Annotated in this window: 14 protein-coding genes; 6 read left to right on the forward strand and 8 right to left on the reverse strand. The window is 66.5% G+C overall.

Annotated features, from left to right (window positions below):
• Nucleotide 1: 1 nt before the first annotated feature.
• The 4 genes from AC0J5K_RS00165 to AC0J5K_RS00180 are packed head-to-tail and all read right to left on the reverse strand — an operon-like array spanning nucleotide 2 to nucleotide 1710.
• Nucleotides 2-307, reverse strand: a complete 306-nt coding sequence (locus tag AC0J5K_RS00165) for an urease subunit beta (protein ID WP_274562078.1) — start codon at nucleotides 305-307, stop codon at nucleotides 2-4.
• Entirely contained in the window at nucleotides 304-471 is a 168-nt protein-coding gene (locus AC0J5K_RS00170; RefSeq protein WP_193388051.1) for a hypothetical protein, read from the reverse strand. The genes AC0J5K_RS00165 and AC0J5K_RS00170 overlap by 4 nt, the downstream gene beginning before the upstream one ends.
• 47 nt (nucleotides 472-518) lie before the next feature.
• Complete coding sequence (locus tag AC0J5K_RS00175) at nucleotides 519-821, reverse strand: urease subunit gamma (protein ID WP_048528939.1); 303 nt, start codon at nucleotides 819-821, stop codon at nucleotides 519-521.
• A gap of 4 nt (nucleotides 822-825) precedes the next feature.
• Nucleotides 826-1710 (reverse strand): urease accessory protein UreD, encoded by an 885-nt coding sequence (locus AC0J5K_RS00180; RefSeq protein WP_274562082.1) that lies wholly within the window; start codon nucleotides 1708-1710, stop codon nucleotides 826-828.
• A 355-nt stretch (nucleotides 1711-2065) separates the two neighbouring features.
• Here AC0J5K_RS00180 and urtA point away from each other — a divergent pair, with 355 nt between their 5' ends.
• From urtA to AC0J5K_RS00210, 6 genes are all read left to right on the forward strand, one after another.
• Complete coding sequence (gene urtA, locus AC0J5K_RS00185; RefSeq protein ID WP_048528940.1) at nucleotides 2066-3352, forward strand: urea ABC transporter substrate-binding protein; 1287 nt, start codon at nucleotides 2066-2068, stop codon at nucleotides 3350-3352.
• 69 nt (nucleotides 3353-3421) lie between these two features.
• On the forward strand, nucleotides 3422-5404 hold the full coding sequence (urtB, locus tag AC0J5K_RS00190; RefSeq protein ID WP_274562083.1) for an urea ABC transporter permease subunit UrtB: 1983 nt from the start codon (nucleotides 3422-3424) through the stop codon (nucleotides 5402-5404).
• A 124-nt stretch (nucleotides 5405-5528) separates the two neighbouring features.
• Nucleotides 5529-6761 (forward strand): urea ABC transporter permease subunit UrtC, encoded by a 1233-nt coding sequence (gene urtC, locus AC0J5K_RS00195; protein WP_074836574.1) that lies wholly within the window; start codon nucleotides 5529-5531, stop codon nucleotides 6759-6761.
• Nucleotides 6758-7498, forward strand: a complete 741-nt coding sequence (urtD, locus tag AC0J5K_RS00200; protein ID WP_048528944.1) for an urea ABC transporter ATP-binding protein UrtD — start codon at nucleotides 6758-6760, stop codon at nucleotides 7496-7498. Before urtC ends, urtD begins: the two co-directional genes overlap by 4 nt.
• A gap of 4 nt (nucleotides 7499-7502) precedes the next feature.
• A complete protein-coding gene (gene urtE / locus AC0J5K_RS00205; RefSeq protein ID WP_274562192.1) occupies nucleotides 7503-8198 on the forward strand; it encodes an urea ABC transporter ATP-binding subunit UrtE in 696 nt (231 codons plus the stop codon).
• Nucleotides 8199-8285: 87 nt separating this feature from the next.
• The gene (locus tag AC0J5K_RS00210) at nucleotides 8286-11213 is read left to right on the forward strand and encodes a calcium-binding protein (RefSeq protein ID WP_274562086.1); all 2928 of its coding nucleotides are present in this window, start codon (nucleotides 8286-8288) and stop codon (nucleotides 11211-11213) included.
• A gap of 18 nt (nucleotides 11214-11231) precedes the next feature.
• Here the strand turns inward: AC0J5K_RS00210 and uxaC are convergent, their stop codons facing one another.
• From uxaC to AC0J5K_RS00230, 4 genes are read right to left on the reverse strand one after another with little or no spacing between them, the layout of a single operon-like run.
• Nucleotides 11232-12623 carry a glucuronate isomerase gene (gene uxaC / locus AC0J5K_RS00215; RefSeq protein ID WP_274562087.1) on the reverse strand — a complete coding sequence of 464 codons (1392 nt, stop codon included), beginning with the start codon at nucleotides 12621-12623 and terminating at the stop codon, nucleotides 11232-11234.
• Complete coding sequence (locus tag AC0J5K_RS00220; RefSeq protein WP_274562089.1) at nucleotides 12620-14023, reverse strand: mannitol dehydrogenase family protein; 1404 nt, start codon at nucleotides 14021-14023, stop codon at nucleotides 12620-12622. The genes uxaC and AC0J5K_RS00220 overlap by 4 nt, the downstream gene beginning before the upstream one ends.
• Entirely contained in the window at nucleotides 14020-16383 is a 2364-nt protein-coding gene (locus AC0J5K_RS00225; protein ID WP_274562090.1) for a TIM-barrel domain-containing protein, read from the reverse strand. Before AC0J5K_RS00225 ends, AC0J5K_RS00220 begins: the two co-directional genes overlap by 4 nt.
• Nucleotides 16380-17684, reverse strand: coding sequence for a TRAP transporter large permease (locus AC0J5K_RS00230; protein ID WP_274562092.1), 1305 nt, complete (start codon nucleotides 17682-17684; stop codon nucleotides 16380-16382). Before AC0J5K_RS00230 ends, AC0J5K_RS00225 begins: the two co-directional genes overlap by 4 nt.
• Between the last annotated feature and the right edge of the window lie 8 nt (nucleotides 17685-17692).

A 17692-nucleotide genomic window follows, 5' to 3' on the forward strand; every position in this document is an offset into this window, starting at 1 on the left:
CTCAGAGGTCTCCCATCACTTGTTGATTGAAACCAAAGATCCGCCGCGCCCCGGAAATCGGGATCAGGCTGACCTCGCGCCGCTGGCCCGGTTCGAACCGGACGGCGGTGCCGGCGGCAATGTCCAGACGTCGCCCGCGCGCGGCGTCACGGTCGAACTCCAGCGCGGGATTGGCCTCGGCAAAGTGGTAGTGCGAGCCGACCTGCACCGGGCGGTCGCCGGTATTGGCGACCATCAGGGTGAGCGCTTCGGCGCCCGGGTTGAGCGTCAGCGTGCCGGCGGCGGGAATGAGCTCGCCCGGGATCATTTGCGCAGCACCATCAGCGCGGCGGCGACGGCGATGAGGCCCAGCGCCATTGCAACGGTCAGCCAGTTGCCGGAGCCATGCGGGTGCAGATGGGCGCCGGAATGGGCGAGGGCGGGGGCGGTCGAGAGGGTGAGGGTGAAAAGCGGGGCGAGCAGGCGGGTCATGGGGAATTCTCCTGTTGGGGCGGTGGGTTGCAAACCCACCCTACGGGTCAGCGGATCGGGTTGTGGACGGTGACAAGCTTGGTGCCGTCGGGAAAGGTGGCCTCGACCTGGACCTCGTGGATCATCTCCGGCACGCCTTCCATGCAATGGTCGCGGGTGATCACCTGCGCGCCCGCCTCCATCATGTCGGCGACAGAGCGGCCGTCGCGCGCGCCTTCGACCACCGCGTCGGTGATCAGGGCAATCGCCTCGGGGTGGTTCAGCTTGACGCCTCGGTCGAGCCGCTTGCGGGCGATCTCGGCCGCCATGGCGACCAGAAGCTTGTCCTTTTCGCGGGGGGTCAGGTTCATGAGGTCACAATCTCCAGGAAACAGGCAGGGTATCGCCCGACAGACGGTCCAGCACCGGCAGCAGATGCTGCCGCAGCACATGGCTGTCAGGGCATAGAAGACGCAGCACCAGCACATCCGGCGCCAGCAGGCTGGCGCCGCCGCAGGTGGCAAGCTGGGCGCGGACGGCGGCCAGATGCGCCTCGGCGTCTGGCGCGACATAGACCAGCGAGGCCATCGCCCCGGCGCCATCGCCGATCGGGCGCCGGGCCAATTGTCGGCTGATGTCGCCCTCGAGCCGCACCGCATCGCAATAAAGCGGCTGGCCCGCCCGGCGCAGGGTGATCCGGTCGTGAAACCGGGCGTCGGTCAGGGTTTCGCCCATGGCGGCGCGCCCGAAGATCACCGGTTCGACCATCAAGAGCCGTGCATCGGCGGCCAGATCGACGCTCAACCGCCGCCGCAGCGCGCAGCCGTCATAAAGAATGAGTTCCTGCGGCAGCCAATGCAATGTCGCACCGGCAGCCACCTGAAGCGTGCTGTCGACCCGGCCGAATTCGCCGTCGCGGCTGCGATAGGCGCGCTCGGCCGCCTGCGTCGTCAGCCCCAGCGCCGCGCCCGGCCCGGCGCTGGCAGTCAGCGACAGACGGTCGCCACCGGTCACGCCGCCGGCGGTATTGATGCAGATCGCCTGCAACATTTCGCCCGCCCGCGGAAACAGCGTCTTCATCGCGCCGGCCTGGCGCAACCCGTCGATCACGCTGCGCCCGCCATGGCGTTTCGCCGACAGCACGATCTGCCCGCGCGCCCGGGGCTGGGCGTCAAGCGGCTGAAACGCTTGGGGTATCGGGGGATGCAGGGTGATGGGTTTGCTCCGCTTGGATGACGTGATCTGCTGCGGATTGAGCATATGGGCGCCGCCAATGGCCAGATTCGCGGCAGTTTGGAAGCAAGCGCCGGGCCATTTCGCCCAATTTTTAGACAAAAGTGGTTAACAGCGCCCGGAAATGGGGCAATTGCCGAGGAACGGCCTGAAATCCCCCCGGCAGAATTGATCCATTCGCCGCAATGCAGAACTCATGTCCTTGCTCACGCAACGGTGACATCCCGCTAGGGCAACCGGCGCAGGGCGTGTGACGGCCAAGAGAACTGGCATTCGTAGCGGCCGCCACACTTTCGCAACATGAACGTTGCAGGGCTTTCTGTAGGCCGCCGCGCCCGCTGGCGCAATGGCCCCACAGCCGCTCTGCGGGGAGAGACAAGATATGACCCGTATCAGCAAGACATTCACCTCTATCGCCGCACTTGGCATGTTCGCCGCCGCGCCCGCGCTGGCGCAACAGGACTGCCCGATCAAGGTCGGCGTGCTGCACTCGCTCAGCGGCACCATGGCCATTTCCGAAACCACGCTGAAAGACACCGTCGAAATGCTGGTCGAACAGCAGAACGACGCCGGCGGCCTGCTGGGCTGCGAGCTTGAAGCGGTTGTCGTCGATCCGGCCTCGGACTGGCCGCTGTTTGCCGAAAAGGCGCGCGAGCTGCTGAGCGTGCATGAGGTCGACGTGATCTTTGGCAACTGGACCTCGGTCAGCCGCAAATCCGTCCTGCCGGTGATCGAAGAGCTGAACGGCCTGCTGTTCTATCCGGTGCAATACGAAGGCGAGGAAAGCTCCAAGAACGTCTTCTACACCGGCGCCGCCCCCAACCAGCAGGCGATCCCGGCCACCGATTATTTCCTCGAAGAGCTCGGCGTCGAGAAATTCGCCCTGCTCGGCACCGATTACGTCTATCCCCGCACCACCAACAACATCCTGGAATCCTACCTGAAATCCAAGGGCATCCCCGAGGAGGACATCTTCGTCAACTACACCCCCTTCGGCCATTCGGACTGGGCCACCATCGTGGCGGATGTCGTGGCGCTGGGCGCCGACGGCAAGCAGGTCGGCGTGATCTCGACGATCAACGGCGACGCCAACATCGGCTTCTACAAGGAACTGGCCGCCGCCGGCGTCTCCGCCGACGACATCCCCGTCGTCGCCTTCTCGGTGGGTGAGGAAGAGCTCTCGGGCCTCGACACCTCCAACCTCGTCGGCCACCTCGCCGCCTGGAACTACTTCCAGTCCGCTGAAACCGAGGCCAATGCCGCCTTCATCGACACCTGGAAGGCCCGCATGGGCGCGGAGCGTGTGACCAATGACCCGATGGAGGCCCATTACATCGGCTTCAACATGTGGGTGAACGCGGTCACCGATGCCGAAACCACCGAGGTCGATGCCGTCCGTACCGCGATGTACGGTCAGGAATTCCCGAACCTGACCGGCGGCACCGCGGTCATGCTGCCCAACCATCACCTGGCCAAGCCGGTGCTGATCGGCGAGATCACCGAGGACGGACAATTCGACATCGTCAGCCAGACCGAGGAAGTCCCGGGCGACGCCTGGACCGATTTCCTGCCGGAATCGGCGGTGCTGAAGTCCGATTGGAAAGACCTCGGCTGCGGCATGTACAACACCGAGACCTCGACCTGCGTCCAGATCAAGTCGAACTACTGATCTGACCTCCCGAGGGGCGTGGCCATCGTGCCGCGCCCCCGCTCTCCTCGACAGAACAGGCCCCTGAATATGCACCGCGTTCTTTTCGCGTGCCTGACCCTTCTGTGCCTGCCCCTGATGGCAGCGGCGCAGGACCAGGCCCCGAACTCCTCACAATCGTCCACCACCGACGCCGCCCTGCAAGCGATCCTGCAAGAGCATGCGCCACTAGTCGCTAAACCGTCGCGCCGAACCATTGGCACGGTGCTCGATGCGCTCACGGCCTCCGGCCTGCCGCAGGTGCCGGTCTTCCTGAACCGCTACGCCGATAAGGAGGTCTGGCAGCGCGAGGCGGACGGGGTGTTCTTCTATGCCGAGGAAACCGGTGACGCCTATGCCCTGACCGACATCGACAGCGGTGACGTCCTGGCCGAGGTGGACGGCGACGGCCTGAAGAACATCAAGCCCAACGGCGGTGTCCGGCGTGAGATCGGCGCGGCATTGGTGCAGTTCCAGCTCTCCGATCCCGACATCACCCGCCGCCGCGACGCGCTCGACGCGATCTCGCGCAATCCCGATCCCTCGCAGCTCGCCGCGCTGACCGCCTCGATCGAGGGCGAGACCGACGCCGGCCTGCGCAGCCGCAAGGCGCGGCTCGCCACCTATCTCACCGCTCGTTTCGGCGACACCTCCGAAGCCCGGATCACGGCCATCCGCGCCCTGTCCGACGACCTCAGCGTCGAAGGCCGCGCGGTGCTCAACCAGATCCTCGCCACGCGTTTCGCCGCGGCGCAATCCCTGCCCGGCGACAGCAATATCGCCCGCGTGCTGACGCCGGGCGAGGGCATCGACCGCGACACCGCCTATGCCGCCCTGGTCGATGCCGATCTCGCCCCGCCGCTGGTTGATGCCGGCGCGGTCCGCGCCGCGCTCGAAGCCAACATCACCGGAGGCCGGGTCGGCGGCATCCCGCTCGGCCAACTCGGCACTGCCGAGGCCCGCGCCAGGGCCTATGCCGCTCTGGCCGCCGAAGGCACGGTGCCGCAACAGGTCACCGAAGCGGACATCGACGCCACCCTCGCGGCGCATGTCTTCTTCGACAGCTACGAAGAGACCGACCCGGCGATCACCGGGGCCGCCGAGGACACGCTGGCCGCCGTGCGCACCCGCGTCGGCGTCGGCCAGACCATCGATCTGACGATGGATGCGGTGTCGCTGGCCTCGATCTACTTCCTCGCCGCCATCGGCCTGGCCATCACCTTCGGCGTCATGGGGGTGATCAACATGGCGCATGGCGAATTCATCATGATGGGCGCCTATACCGGCTATGTGGTCCAGCTCTTCGTGCCCGATTACACCCTGTCGCTGGTGGTCGCCCTGCCGCTGGCCTTCGCCGTCACCTTCGCCGCCGGCGTCGCGATGGAGCGGCTGGTGATCCGCTGGCTCTACCACCGCCCGCTCGAGACCCTGCTGGCCACCTTCGGCATCTCGATCGCCCTGCAACAGCTGGCCAAGAACATCTTCGGCACCCAGGCCCGCCCGCTGACCTCGCCGGGTTGGCTCGATGGCGCCTGGGTGCTCAACGACGTGGTGCAGATCGCCTATATCCGCATCGCGATCTTCGTGCTGGCGCTGTTGTTCCTCGGTCTGCTGCTCTTCATCCTCAAGAAGACCCGCCTCGGGCTGGAAGTGCGCGCCGTGACGCAGAATCCGCGCATGGCGTCGTCGATGGGCATCAATCCCGACCGGATCAACATGTTGACCTTCGGCCTCGGCTCGGGCATCGCCGGCATCGCCGGCGTCGCCATCGGCCTTTACGCCAAGGTCACCTCGGAAATGGGCGCCGATTACATCGTGCAGAGCTTCATGACCGTGGTCGTGGGCGGCGTCGGCAATGTCTGGGGCACGCTCGCCGGCGCCACGCTGATCGGCTTCCTGCAAAAGGGCATCGAGTTCTTCAACCCGTCGAACACGCTCGCCGCCCAGACCTACATGATCCTCTTCATCATCCTCTTCATCCAGTTCCGTCCCAAGGGCATCGTCGCCCTCAAGGGCCGCGCCGCAGGAGACTGACCATGACCCATCCAGTCCTTGCTCTTGCCGAAAATACCGCGGGGGAGTCCGCTGCAAGCGGACGGGGGCAGAGCCCCCGCCCCCGGCGACGCCAGAGGCGGCGCAACATGAAAGGCGCAGCCCAATGACCCGATCCTTCCTCTTCCGCAACCCGTCGGTGATGTGGTTCCTCGCCGCATTGGCGCTTTTCACCCTCGGGGTCACCGCGCTCAGCGAAGCCACCGGCGTGGGCTTTGTCTCCACCAGCTTCGTCAAGACCCTGGGCAAGACCCTCTGTCTCGCGCTCATCGCCATCGCCATGGACGTGGTCTGGGGCTATTGCGGCATCCTCTCGCTTGGCCATTTCGCCTTCTTCGGCATCGGCGGCTATGCCATCGGCATGTGGCTGATGTATGCCCGCACCGAGGGCATCGTGCTCGAAAGCCTGCAAGCCGGCGCCCTGCCGCCGACGCCCCAGGAGATTTCCGACGCTATCGCCGGCCAGATCTTCGGCGTGGTCGGCGCCTCGGAACTGCCGGGCCTGTGGAGTTTCGCGCATTCCCTGCCGCTGCAACTCATCGCCGTCATCCTCGTCCCCGGCCTTCTGGCGCTGGTCTTCGGCTGGCTCGCCTTCCGCAGCCGCGTCACCGGCGTCTACCTGTCGATCCTGACCCAGGCGATGACCCTGGCGCTGTCGCTCTACCTCTTTCAGAACGACACCGGGCTCAGGGGCAACAACGGCCTCTCCGGCCTGCAAAACATCCCCGGCTTCGAGGACACGCCGCAGGCGATGATCTCGATGGCCTTCTTCTGGGGCTCGGCGCTGGCTTTGGGGCTGGGCTACCTGCTCTTTGCCGTCGTGGTCGACGGCAAGATGGGCAGCGTGATCCGCGCGATCCGCGACAACGAGGCGCGGGTCCGCTTTCTCGGCTACCATGTCGAGAGCTACAAGCTCTTTGTCTTTACCCTGACCGCCATTGTCGCGGGCATTGCCGGGGCGCTGTATTACCCGCAGGCCGGCATCATCAACCCGGCCGAGATCGCGCCCATCGCCTCGATCTACCTCGCGGTCTGGGTGGCGATCGGCGGCCGCGGCCGGCTCTACGGCGCGGTGATCGGCGCCGCCTTCGTCTCGCTGCTGTCGAGCTGGTTCACCGGCGGCGGCGCGCCGGCCATTCCGCTGGGCTTCTACACCATCCAGTGGACCGACTGGTGGCTGGTGCTGCTGGGCCTGTCGTTCGTCGCCGTCACCCTGTTCTTCCCCAAGGGCATCGGCGGCCTCTTCGATTACATCACCATCCGCCATCCGATCCCCGACCGTGTGGGCGATTACGGACCCGACGGCGGCGCACGACGCAAGGAGGAGGGCAAGCCATGACAACGCTGCTCGAAATGTCAGGGGTCTCGGTCAGCTTCGACGGCTTCAAGGCGATCAACAACCTGAGCTTCCAGATCGGCGAGCCGGAGCTGCGCGCCATCATCGGCCCGAACGGTGCCGGCAAGACCACCTTCATGGACATCATCACCGGCAAGACCCGGCCGGACGAGGGCCGCGTGCTCTTCGGCGAAAAGTCCGTCTCGCTTCTGAAGATGAGCGAAAGCCAGATCGCGCGGGCCGGGGTGGGGCGCAAGTTCCAGAAACCCACGGTGTTTGAGGCTCAGACCGTGCGCGAGAACCTCGCCATGGCGCTGGCCAACAAGCGTGGCCCCTTCGACGTGCTGTTCTATCGCAAATCGAAACGCGGCGCCGAACGGATCGAGGAGATCGCCGAGCTGATCGGGCTGACCGAGGAGCTGACCCGGCTCTCGGGCGAGCTCAGCCACGGCCAGAAGCAATGGCTCGAGATCGGCATGCTGCTGGCGCAGGATCCGCGCCTGCTTCTGGTGGATGAACCGGCGGCGGGGATGACCCCGGCGGAACGCGAAAAGACCACGACGATGCTGGTCGAGGCGGCCCGGAAACACGCGGTGGTGGTGGTCGAGCACGACATGGAATTTGTCCGCCGCCTGAACTGCAAGGTTACGGTGCTGAACGAAGGCTCGGTGCTGGCCGAAGGTTCGCTCGACCACGTGACCAACAACAAGGAGGTCATCGATGTCTATCTCGGACGGTAAGCCGATGCTGGAAACCCGCGACCTGACGTTGAAATACGGCCACAGCCAGATCCTGCACGGCATCTCGATGCAGGCGCGGGCCGGCGAGGTGACCTGTGTCATGGGCACCAATGGCGTCGGCAAGACCAGCCTGCTCAAGGCGATCTCCGGCAGCCATCCCCGCGCCGGCGGCGACCTGTCGATCGACGGCGAGGTGATCCCGCCGGCGCCGGCGCATGTGCTGGCGCAGAAAGGCGTGGGGTATGTGCCGCAGGGCCGCGACATCTTTCCGCTGATGACGGTGATGGAGAACCTCGAAACCGGGTATGCCTGCCTGCCCCGCTCCGAGCATTTTGTGCCCGACGAGATCTTCGAGCTTTTCCCGGTGCTCAAGCAGATGCGCGCCCGCCGGGGCGGCGATCTCTCGGGGGGTCAGCAGCAGCAGCTGGCGATTGCCCGCGCGCTGATCACCAAGCCCAAGCTGCTCTTGCTCGACGAACCGACCGAGGGCATCCAGCCCAACATCATCCAGCAAATCGGCGAGGTGATCAAATACCTGCGCGGCAAGGGCGAGATGGCGATTGTGCTGGTCGAGCAGTTCTTTGACTTCGCCTATGGTCTCGGCGATCATTTCGTGGTGCTGAAACGCGGCGAGGTGGTGCTCGAGCGGGACCGCGCCAGCGCCGAGCGCGAAGTGCTGCTGGAGCATGTCTCGGTCTGAGCCGGCCCGCGCAATCGTGAGACAGCCTGTCAAATTCTCGCCATAACATTCACAAGAATGGTGGGACGGGATTCGGAGGTATGTTTCATGTTGAGAACGGTCTGGATGGCCCTGTGTCTGGGGCTCGGATTTGCCGGCGCGGCTCCAGCGCAGGAGGAGCGCTCGGTCAGGGCCTATGTCTGGGGCAATTCGCTGATCAATCATCCCACCGCATCGGAGGGCACCGCCGTGCCCTGGTGGCTGGCGCGGATGGCCGGGGCAGCGGGGCGCGAGCTGGCGCTCAGTGGGCAATATGCCTTTGGCGGGCAATTCCCCGACAAGCTGCCGCCGCTGCCGGAATGGGGGTTTCCGGGAGTCACGCCCAGCTATGAGCCCGGCCGCGCATTTGGCGATGCGCGGATTGATACCCTGTTGATAAATCCCGAGAACTTTATCCAGTACAAGGGCCCGTCAGAGCCGTATGACGGCGATCACAGCGACGGCCGCAGCCCGGTCAGCGGCACTGTGGCGCTTGCCGCCTGGGTGGTCGATCAGGGGTTGTCGCCGACGGTCTTTCTTTATGAAGGATGGGCCGAGATGGAGCGTTTCCCGCCCACCCGGCGCGCCTATCGCCGCTATCAGGCCTTTACCACCGGCGATTACCACGACTGGTATCTCGATTATCACGCCGCCGTGGCCGCGGCACTGCCCGCGCTCGATGTGCGGCTGATCCCGGTCGGGCCGATCCTGACCGGTCTCTTGACCGAGGGCCCGTTGCAGGAGCTGCGCCCGACCGATCTCTATACTGACAACGCCCCGCATGGCACGCCGGCAACCTATCTGATCGCCGCCATGATCACCTATGCCGCGCTCTACAACGCGCCGCCGCCGGTCCTCGAGCTGCCCGAGGACGTGCATCCGGTGCTGGCAGAGAGCTATGGCGCCGCGGCGGATTACATCTGGCAGGAAATGCAGGGATTTGCCGCGCCGCGCCGGGCCGCTGCCCTCGATGCCCCGCCGCAGGACGTGCCGGCCACGGCGCAAGTGGCGCCGCAGCCGCAGTTCGCCCCGGCCTCGACCGGTGTCGGACTGGCCAACCCGTCGATGGCCGTGGGGCTGAACGGCATTGCCGACTGGTCCACACAACAGCCCTTCATCGACGTGATGAAGACCGCGCGGCACTGGGTCGGGCATCTGCCGGGGCAATGGGGCGGTGTCTCGGCCGAGGATATGGCGGCGCAGGGGGCGTTGGATGCGCATGGCTGGCTGACCCGGATGCCGGCGGGTGTCGACCGGGTCGAGGCCTTTCTGCTGACCGATATGCCGCCCGAGGCGGTCTCGCTGAAAGGCCGCTACCGGGTGACATGGGAGGGCAGCGGCGAAGTCACCGTCGTCGGGCGCGCCCGGGTGCAGCAGAAGGAGGCGCGCGCGCTCTGGTTTCTTTATGAACCGGGGGAGGGGACGGTTGCGGTCCAGATCAGATCGACCGATCCGAACGGCACCGGCGATTACATCCGCAACATCCGCGTGATCCGCGAGGCGCATCTGCCGCTGGATGAGGCCGGGGTGGTGTTCAACCCGGATTTCATCGACCGCATCAAGGATCTCCGCGCCCTGCGCTTCATGGACTGGATGTTCACCAACGGCTCGCCCAAGGTGGCCTGGCAGGACCGTGCGCGGATTGGCGATTATTCCTATTTCCATCGCGGCGTGCCGGTCGAACGTCTGGTGGCGCTGGCCAATCTGGTGGGCGCCGATCCCTGGTTCACCATGCCGCATATGGCCGATGACGGCTATCTCCGGGCCTATGCCACGGCGGTGCGCGGCGGGCTCGATCCACGGCTCAAGGCCCATGTCGAATATTCCAACGAGCTCTGGAACCGGTACTTTCCCCAGGCGGCCTGGGCCGACGAACAGGCCCGCGCCCGCTGGGGCGAAGCGGCCGGCGACGATGGCTGGATGCAGTTTGCCGGGATGCGGGCGGCGCAGGTGGCGGATATCTGGACCGGGGTTTTCGGCGCCGAAGCTGCCGCGCGGCTGGTCAACGTGATCGGGGTGCACACCGGCTGGCCGGGACTCGAGGTGCCGCAGCTTGCCGCGCCGCTCTGGCAGGCGGAGGGCAATGCCGCCCCGGCCGGGCGGTTTCAGGCCTATGCGGTCTCGGGCTATTTCGGCCATATGATCGGCAGCGAGGAGGAGGGCCACGAGATCAGGGCGCTGCTCGACGATGCCGCGGCGCGGGCGCGCGCGGCGGGCGAGGCCGAAGGGCTGCGCCGGGTTGCCCTGCGCGAATATGCGCGGGCGCGGCAGTTCGAGGGCACCATTGCGCCGGTGATCGACCGGCTGCGCGCCGGATCGCTGAAAGAGCTGACCGAGGAGCTCTGGCCCTATCACGCCCGGGTCGCGGCAGAACAGGACATGCGGCTGGTGATGTACGAGGGCGGCACCCATATCCTCGGTCACGGCCCCTGGCAGGAGGATGAGACCCTGACCGCCTATTTCCACCGGCTCAACTATTCGCCCGAGATGGGTGCGCTCTATGCCGATCTGCTCGTCGCCTGGCGCGATGTCGGCGGCACGCTGTTCAATGCCTTTGTCGATATCGGCAAGCCGTCGAAATTCGGCAGCTGGGGCAACCTGCGCCACCTCGACGACAGCACCCCGCGCTGGGATGCGCTGATGGCCTTCAACCAGACCGCCCCCGGCTGGTGGGAACAACGCGCGCCGGGCACCTTCTTGCAGGGCGTGACGCGGCGGGGCACCGAGGCGGCCGACCGGCTGGAGGGCACCAGCGAAGAGGATGTGCTGATCGGGCGGGCCGGGGATGACGTGCTGGTAAGCGCCGGGCGGGGCGATTTCCTGCATGGCGGGCCCGGGCGCGACGTGGCCGAGCTGCCGGGGGCCTATGGCAGCTATGGTTTCGACCGTCAGGGGCCGCTCCTGCGGGCTTGGCATAGCGAGGGTGTGGTTCACCTGCGCGATATCGAGGTGCTGCGCTTCGAGGATGTGGAGGTGGCGACCGACCTGTTGCAATAGGCCGCCACCCGCAGTCTTCTAGAGAAACCAGTCGCGGGCGTTGCGATAGCAGACATCGCGCACCAATTCGTCCATCGCGTCCTGATCATCGGGCACATGGCCCTCGACCTGCCAGCGGCCGACGATGCGGCAGAACAGCCGGCGGAAATATTCGTGACGCGGGAAGGACAGGAACGAGCGGCTGTCGGTCAGCATCCCGAGGAAGGTCGAAATCAGCCCCATCTGCGCCAGGGTGCGCATCTGGTCCTCCATGCCATCGAGCTGGTCGTTGAACCACCAGGCGGTGCCGGCCTGGATCTTGCCGGGGATCGAACCGTCCTGGAAGTTGCCGGCAGTGGTGACAATGGCGGCATTGCGGGTGGTGTCGAGCCCGTAGAGCACGGAGCGCGGCAGCGTGCCGTCGCGGTCGAGCCGGTCGAGCAGGGTGTTGAGCGGCTCGGCCAGGCTGACGTCGCGCGGGCTGTCGGCGCCGACGTCGGGGCCAAGGCTCTCGCGCAGACGGGTGCGGTTGGAGCGTAGGGCGTTGACATGCAGCTGCATCACCAGATCGCGCTTGGCATAGGCCCGGCCCAGCGCCACCAGCAGCGCCGCCCGCCAGGCGGCGGCATCCTCACCCGAGACCGCGCGCCCGGTGCGCCCGGCATCCAGCGCCGCGTCAAGCACCGCCGCCGGCACCTCCGGCCCGGCGTCGAGCCGGTCGATGCCGTGGTCGGCGGCGCGGCAGCCATGCGCCACGAAATGATCGAGTCGTTTTTCCAGCGCGCCGATCAGGTCGTCGAAGCTGGCAATCGGGTGGGTCAGCTCTTCCAGCCGCGCGATCCAGGCGGCAAAGCCCGGCGCGTCGATCTTCATCGCAGGATCGGGGCGGAAGGTCGGCACCACGCGCCAGGGCGCGTCCTTGAGCGCGGCGTGATGTTCGAGACTGTCGAGCGGATCGTCGGTGGTGCCCACCAGTTCGACCTTCATCTGGCTGAGCAGCCCCTGCGCGCCGTAGCCCGGCTCTGCCAGCCGCTCCTTGGCGGCGTCCCAGATCCGGTCGGCCGTCTCGGTGCTCAGCACGGTGCCGTCGAGCCCGAAGTAGCGCCAGAGCTCGAGATGCGACCAATGGTGCACCGGGTTGGCGACCAGCTTGGGCATGACGCGGGCGAAGGCATTGAACTTGTCGCGGGGGTCGGCGTCGCCGGTGATCAGCCGTTCCTCGACCCCGGCCCAGCGCATCAGCCGCCATTTGTAGTGATCATGGCCAAGCCAGAGCGTGCCAAGCTCGTCCCAGCGCTGGTCCTTGGCGATCTCGGCCGGGGGCAGGTGGTTGTGGTAGTCGATGATCGGCAGGTCGCGGGCCACCTCGTGGAACAGGTGCCGCGCCTCGGCGGTGTCGAGCAGGAAATCGTCGTTCAGGAAACGGGTCACAGGGCCTCCTTCAGGGCGCCGATGATGCCCTGGCTGGTGATGGCGTCAAACGCAGTTTGCACGGCGGGGGTCAATGTTTCCGACAGGTCGGTCGGCCCATCGAGGCCGAGCACGTCAGCGACCGGATCGGCGCCGGCAGCAGCGGCGCGCAGGGCGTCCTGGCGCGGGTCGGCCACCGGGGGCAGATCGCGCAGCGCGGCGATCCAGCTGGCGATCGCCAGCGCGGTGAGCGGCCAGGGCCGCCCGGCGGCGGCGTTCCGGCTGGCCGGTGCGAACAGCCGCTGCGGCATCTTCTGGCTGGTGTCCTGGGCGATCTGGTCGAGCCGGTGGCGCAGCCGCGTGTTGGCGAACCGCGCGATCAGCGCCTCGGCATAGCCGGGCAGATCGACGCCCTCGGGCATGTCGAGCGTCGCGGCCTGTTCGTCGAGCATCAGTTTCAGCGCCGCCTGTCGCAGCACCGCGTCGCCGGTGGCCTCTGCCACGGTCTCATGGCCCGCCAGCCGCCCGGCGTGGGCGAGGAAACTATGCGCGCCATTCAGCATGCGCAGCTTCATTTCCTCGTAGGGCGTGACATCCTCCACCAGCTCGGCCCCGCCTTCGGCAAAAGGCGGGCGGGCGCCGGCGAAATGATCCTCGAGCACCCATTGCAGGAACGGCTCGGTGACGATGCCGTTGGCGTCCTCGCCGCCCGCCGCCTGTTCGATCAGCGCCCGACCCGCGTCATCCAGCGCCGGGGTGATGCGGTCGACCATGGAGTTCGGGAAGGCGGCATTGGCCTCGATCCAGCCGGGCAGTTCGGCGTCGATCTCTGCGGCGTAGTCCAGCACCACCTGGCGCAGGATATCGCCATTGCCCGGCATGTTGTCGCAAGAGACCAGGGTGATTGGTCTGGCGCCGCCGGTGCGGCGGCGACGCAGCCCCTCGGCCAGGACACCGATGGCGGTGCTGGGTGCGCTATCCCCGGAAAGGTCGGCCTTGATGTCGTCGCGGCTGGTGTCCAGCCGGCCGCCGGCCTGGCAATAGCCCTTTTCGGTCACCGTCAGCAGCACCACCTCGAGCCCGCCCGAGGCGATCAGATCGAGCAGCGCCTCCGGCCCGTCGCGGCGCGGATGCAGGCTGGCGATCACGCAGCCGATCCTGCGCACCCGGGCGCTTTCGCCATCGGCGGCGGCGACATGATAGCGGCCCTCGGCCCGGTCCAGCGCCGAGAGTGCCTCGGCCCCCGAATGCAGCCGCGCGGCCACCACGCCCCAATCGCCGCCCGTGGCGTCGAGTCCCCGGTCGAGCACCCACATCGGATGCGCCCGGCCAAAGGCGCCGAAGCCGAGATGCAGGATGCGCGGTTTCAGCGCCGCGCGGTCATAAGCGGGCGCCTCATGGGTGATCTCCAGATCGGTCATAGCTCTACCTCGTCATGCGATGCGATGTCCCGGCCCCCGGCACGCAAGCCACGGGTTTCGCCGGCGGGCAGGATCACCCGCGCGCTCGGCAGGATCGGCGCGGCGCTGCCCGCCTGCTGCCAGTCGAGCGTGACATGACTGTCGGTGCTCGCAAGGGTGAATCTCAGCAGGCTGTGTTCGGGGGCTTCGCTGATGCCATCGTCCTCGTAAAACAGCGATACCTCGCTGGCCTCGCCCGGGGCGGGGAACAGCAGCAGGTCGCGCGCCTGATCGGCGGAGGGATCGGCGCGCATCGCGCCCGCAGAGACCGGCAACACCGCACCGGCGCGGACAAACAGCGGCATGCTGCCCAGGTCGACCGGCAGCTCGAGCCGGGTGCCGGGGGCGTGATAGGCGCCGCTGTGGAAATCCCACCAGCCGGTGGCGTTCTGGGGGAGCTGCACCACCCGCGTCTCGGCGCCCGCGTCCATCACATTGGCGACCAGAAGATCGCGGCCGAGCATGAATTCGTCACGCTCCTGCCAGCAGGCCGGATCTTCCGGGAAATCGAGGAACAGCGGCCGCAGTATCGGTTCGTCGGCGTCCGCCGCCTGCCACAGGCAGGTGTAGAGATAAGGCAGCAGCCGGTAGCGCAGCGCCAGGGCCGCGCGAATCTGCGGCAACACCTCGGGGTACATCCAGGGCTCGTTGACGGTGCCGTCGTCGTTCCAGGAATGGATGGTGAAGCGCGGATGGAAGATGCCGTTCTGCACCCAGCGGACAAAGAGTTCGGGCCCGGGCTTGGGGCCGGAAAAGCCGCCGACGTCATGGCCGATGTTGTAGAACCCCGAGAGGCTCATCCCGAGACCGGTGCGGGTATTGAAACGGATTGTCTTCCAGTCGGTGCGGTTGTCGCCCGACCAGGTCTGGGCATGGCGTTGGAGCCCCGGCGCGCCGGAGCGCGAGATCAGGTAGGGCCGCTTGCCCGGCGCATGTCTGCGCTGCGCCTCTTCAGAGGCGCGGCTCATCAGGATCGGCATCAGCGGCCGGATCAGCCCGACATCGACCGGATCGCCAAAGCCGGCGCAGCGGGCGTGGTGATCCCAGATCTCGTATTCGTTGTTGTCGTTCCAGGTCGAGCCGATGCCATGATCGAGCAGTTGCGTCGTCACGCCCTCCTGCCACCAGGCCACCGCATCCGGGTTGGTGAAATCGAGGTGCGCGCCTTCGTCGTCCCAGAAGATCGAGCGTTCGGGTTTGTCGTGGTCCTCGCTGTCGCGGATGAAGAGCCCGGCCCCGGCCACCTCGTCATAACGCGGGTGGTCCTGCAACAGGCAGGGCTTGATATTGGCGATCAGGTGTACACCGGCCTCGGCAAAGCGCGTGGTCATGCCGGCGATGTCGGGCACCTTGTCATGATTCCAGTTGAAGACATAGCGTTTCGGGCCAATCGAGGTGTAGCCCGAGGACATCTGGAAGCTGTCGCAGGGAATGTCGTGCTCGGCAATACGGGCGAGAAAACCCTCAAGCTGCGCCTGCGCGTCGGGCGCGTCGGTATAGCTCATGGTCGAGCCGGAATAGCCCAGCGTCCAGCGCGGTGGAAAGGCGGTGCCGCCGGTCAGCCGGGTCTGGCCCTTGACCAGATCGAGCAGTTGCGGCGCCCAGCGGACATAGTAATCGAGATCGCCATCCTCGGCCCGGTAGGCGCGATACGGCAGGTGGTAATTGTCGAGCTCGTTGCCGATGTCGAACCAGCAGGAGGCCAGGTTGTCGTAAAAGATCGACCAGGCCCCGGCGCGCTCGGTCTGGGTCAGCGTAAAGGGCACATGCTTGTAGAGCGGATCGGTCTTTTCGGCGTCATAGCCCATGGCATCGAGATTGCGCATCTCGAAACGGCGGCCGCTGCGTTCCAGATCGCCGGTCTTTTCGCCAAGGCCATAAACCCGGTCCTCGGGATAGCGCCGCAGGAAATGTTCGTGCCGGTGATCGCGGGTGCCGAGCAGGGCGCCGCCGGTGGGGCGTTCCTCGACAAAGGGCACCCATTCACCGTCGATCCGTGCCGCCCAGGCCAGGTGCAGCGGCTGCGAGACCGTGAGGCGCAGCACATCGGTTTCGATCACCAGCGTCTCGCCGTCGGTGATCTTTGCCGCGGGGCAGGCAAAACCCGTGAGCTCGTCGCGGCTGCGCCCCTGCCAGGGCATCTCGCCCCCCGGCGCGACGCACCAGGTCCGGTCGAGCCGCCAGGTGCCGTCCTTCTTCAGCGACACCCGGATCAGGTCATGCTCCAGCACCCGGATCGACAGCAGGTGCCGGCCCTCGACCAAAAGATCGGCCCCGGCGGCGTGGCGGGTGTGAAGGGACCAGTCGCGAAGCGTTTTCATAGGCCGTATCCCAGAAGCAGGCGGGGCAGGAAGAGGCTGATCTCGGGGACATAGGTGACCACGAGCAGCAGCGAGACAAGCACCGCATAGAGCGGCAGCAGCGGTTTGATCACCTTGGCGATCGAGGTGCCGCCGACCGAACAGCCGACAAACAGCGCCGATCCGACCGGCGGGGTGCAGATGCCGATGCAGAGGTTGAAGGTCATGACGATGCCGAAATGCACCGGATCCATGCCCAGATCGCCCACCACCGGCAGGAAGATCGGCGTAAAGATCAGAAGCGCCGGTGTCATGTCCATGAAGGTGCCGATCAGCAGCAGGGTGATGTTGATCGCCAGCAGGATCATCAGCGGGTTGTCGGACAGATTGAGCAGCACCTCGGAGATGGTGTTGGGGATCATGCCAAAGGCCATGGCCCGGCTCATCGCGATCGAGGCGCCGATCATCAGCAGCACCACCGAGGTGGTGACGGCGCTCTCGATGATGATGCGCGGCAGGTCGCGCAGCGAAATCTCGCGATACCAGACCAGCGCCAGCACCAGCGCATAGATCACCGCCGCGGCCGAGGCCTCGGTTGCGGTGAAGACGCCCGAGATGATGCCGCCCATGATGACGACGATCAGCCCAAGCGGCAGCACCGCGTCGCGCGCCGCCACCCAGAATTCGTTCAGCGAGGGGCGAGGCGAGACCGGGTAGCCGCGCCGCTTGGCGATGATGCCGGCGACGATCATGATGCCGAGGCCCATCAGCAGGCCGGGCAGGTAGCCGGCGACAAACAGCGCCGCGATCGAGGTGCCGCCGGTGATCAGCGAATAGACGATCAGCGTCGCCGAGGGCGGGATCAACAGGCCGGTCGGGCAGGAGGCGATATTGACTGCCGCCGAGAAGCTGCGGTCATAGCCTTCGCGGTCTTGCAGCGGCGCCATCACGCCGCCGACCGCCGCCGCCGAGGCCACGGCAGAGCCGGAAATCGAGCCGAACATCATGTTGGCCAGCACGTTGCAATGCGCCAGCGCGCCGGGCAGCCGGCCGGCCAGCACCTTGGCGAAATTGATCAGCCGCATGGCGATGCCGCCATGGTTCATGATGTTGCCGGCGAGGATGAAGAAGGGGATGGCCAGCAGCGTGAAGCTGTCGAGCCCCGAGGCCATCTGCTGGGCGACGATAAAGACCGATTGCTCGACCCCCATGAACAGCAGGAAGGTCAGCGTCGCCGCGGAGCCGATGGCAAAGGCAATGGGCACGCCCATGGCCATGAAGATGACGAAGGAGCCGAAGAGGACCCAGATCGCGTAGCTCATATCTATTT

This window comes from Marinovum sp. E3 (genome assembly GCF_055755275.1).

Excerpts from the sequence above, each read along its gene's own strand:
- AC0J5K_RS00170 (WP_193388051.1), bottom strand. The coding sequence starts at position 471 with ATGACCCGCCTGCTCGCCCCGCTTTTCACCCTCACCCTCTCGACCGCC.
- urtA (WP_048528940.1), top strand. The coding sequence starts at position 2,066 with ATGACCCGTATCAGCAAGACATTCACCTCTATCGCCGCACTTGGCATG.
- AC0J5K_RS00220 (WP_274562089.1), bottom strand. The coding sequence starts at position 14,023 with ATGACCGATCTGGAGATCACCCATGAGGCGCCCGCTTATGACCGCGCG.
- urtE (WP_274562192.1), top strand. The coding sequence starts at position 7,503 with ATGCTGGAAACCCGCGACCTGACGTTGAAATACGGCCACAGCCAGATC.
- urtC (WP_074836574.1), top strand. The coding sequence starts at position 5,529 with ATGACCCGATCCTTCCTCTTCCGCAACCCGTCGGTGATGTGGTTCCTC.
- AC0J5K_RS00210 (WP_274562086.1), top strand. The coding sequence starts at position 8,286 with ATGTTGAGAACGGTCTGGATGGCCCTGTGTCTGGGGCTCGGATTTGCC.
- AC0J5K_RS00180 (WP_274562082.1), bottom strand. The coding sequence starts at position 1,710 with ATGCTCAATCCGCAGCAGATCACGTCATCCAAGCGGAGCAAACCCATC.
- urtD (WP_048528944.1), top strand. The coding sequence starts at position 6,758 with ATGACAACGCTGCTCGAAATGTCAGGGGTCTCGGTCAGCTTCGACGGC.
- AC0J5K_RS00175 (WP_048528939.1), bottom strand. The coding sequence starts at position 821 with ATGAACCTGACCCCCCGCGAAAAGGACAAGCTTCTGGTCGCCATGGCG.
- AC0J5K_RS00165 (WP_274562078.1), bottom strand. The coding sequence starts at position 307 with ATGATCCCGGGCGAGCTCATTCCCGCCGCCGGCACGCTGACGCTCAAC.
- AC0J5K_RS00230 (WP_274562092.1), bottom strand. The coding sequence starts at position 17,684 with ATGAGCTACGCGATCTGGGTCCTCTTCGGCTCCTTCGTCATCTTCATG.
- AC0J5K_RS00225 (WP_274562090.1), bottom strand. The coding sequence starts at position 16,383 with ATGAAAACGCTTCGCGACTGGTCCCTTCACACCCGCCACGCCGCCGGG.
- urtB (WP_274562083.1), top strand. The coding sequence starts at position 3,422 with ATGCACCGCGTTCTTTTCGCGTGCCTGACCCTTCTGTGCCTGCCCCTG.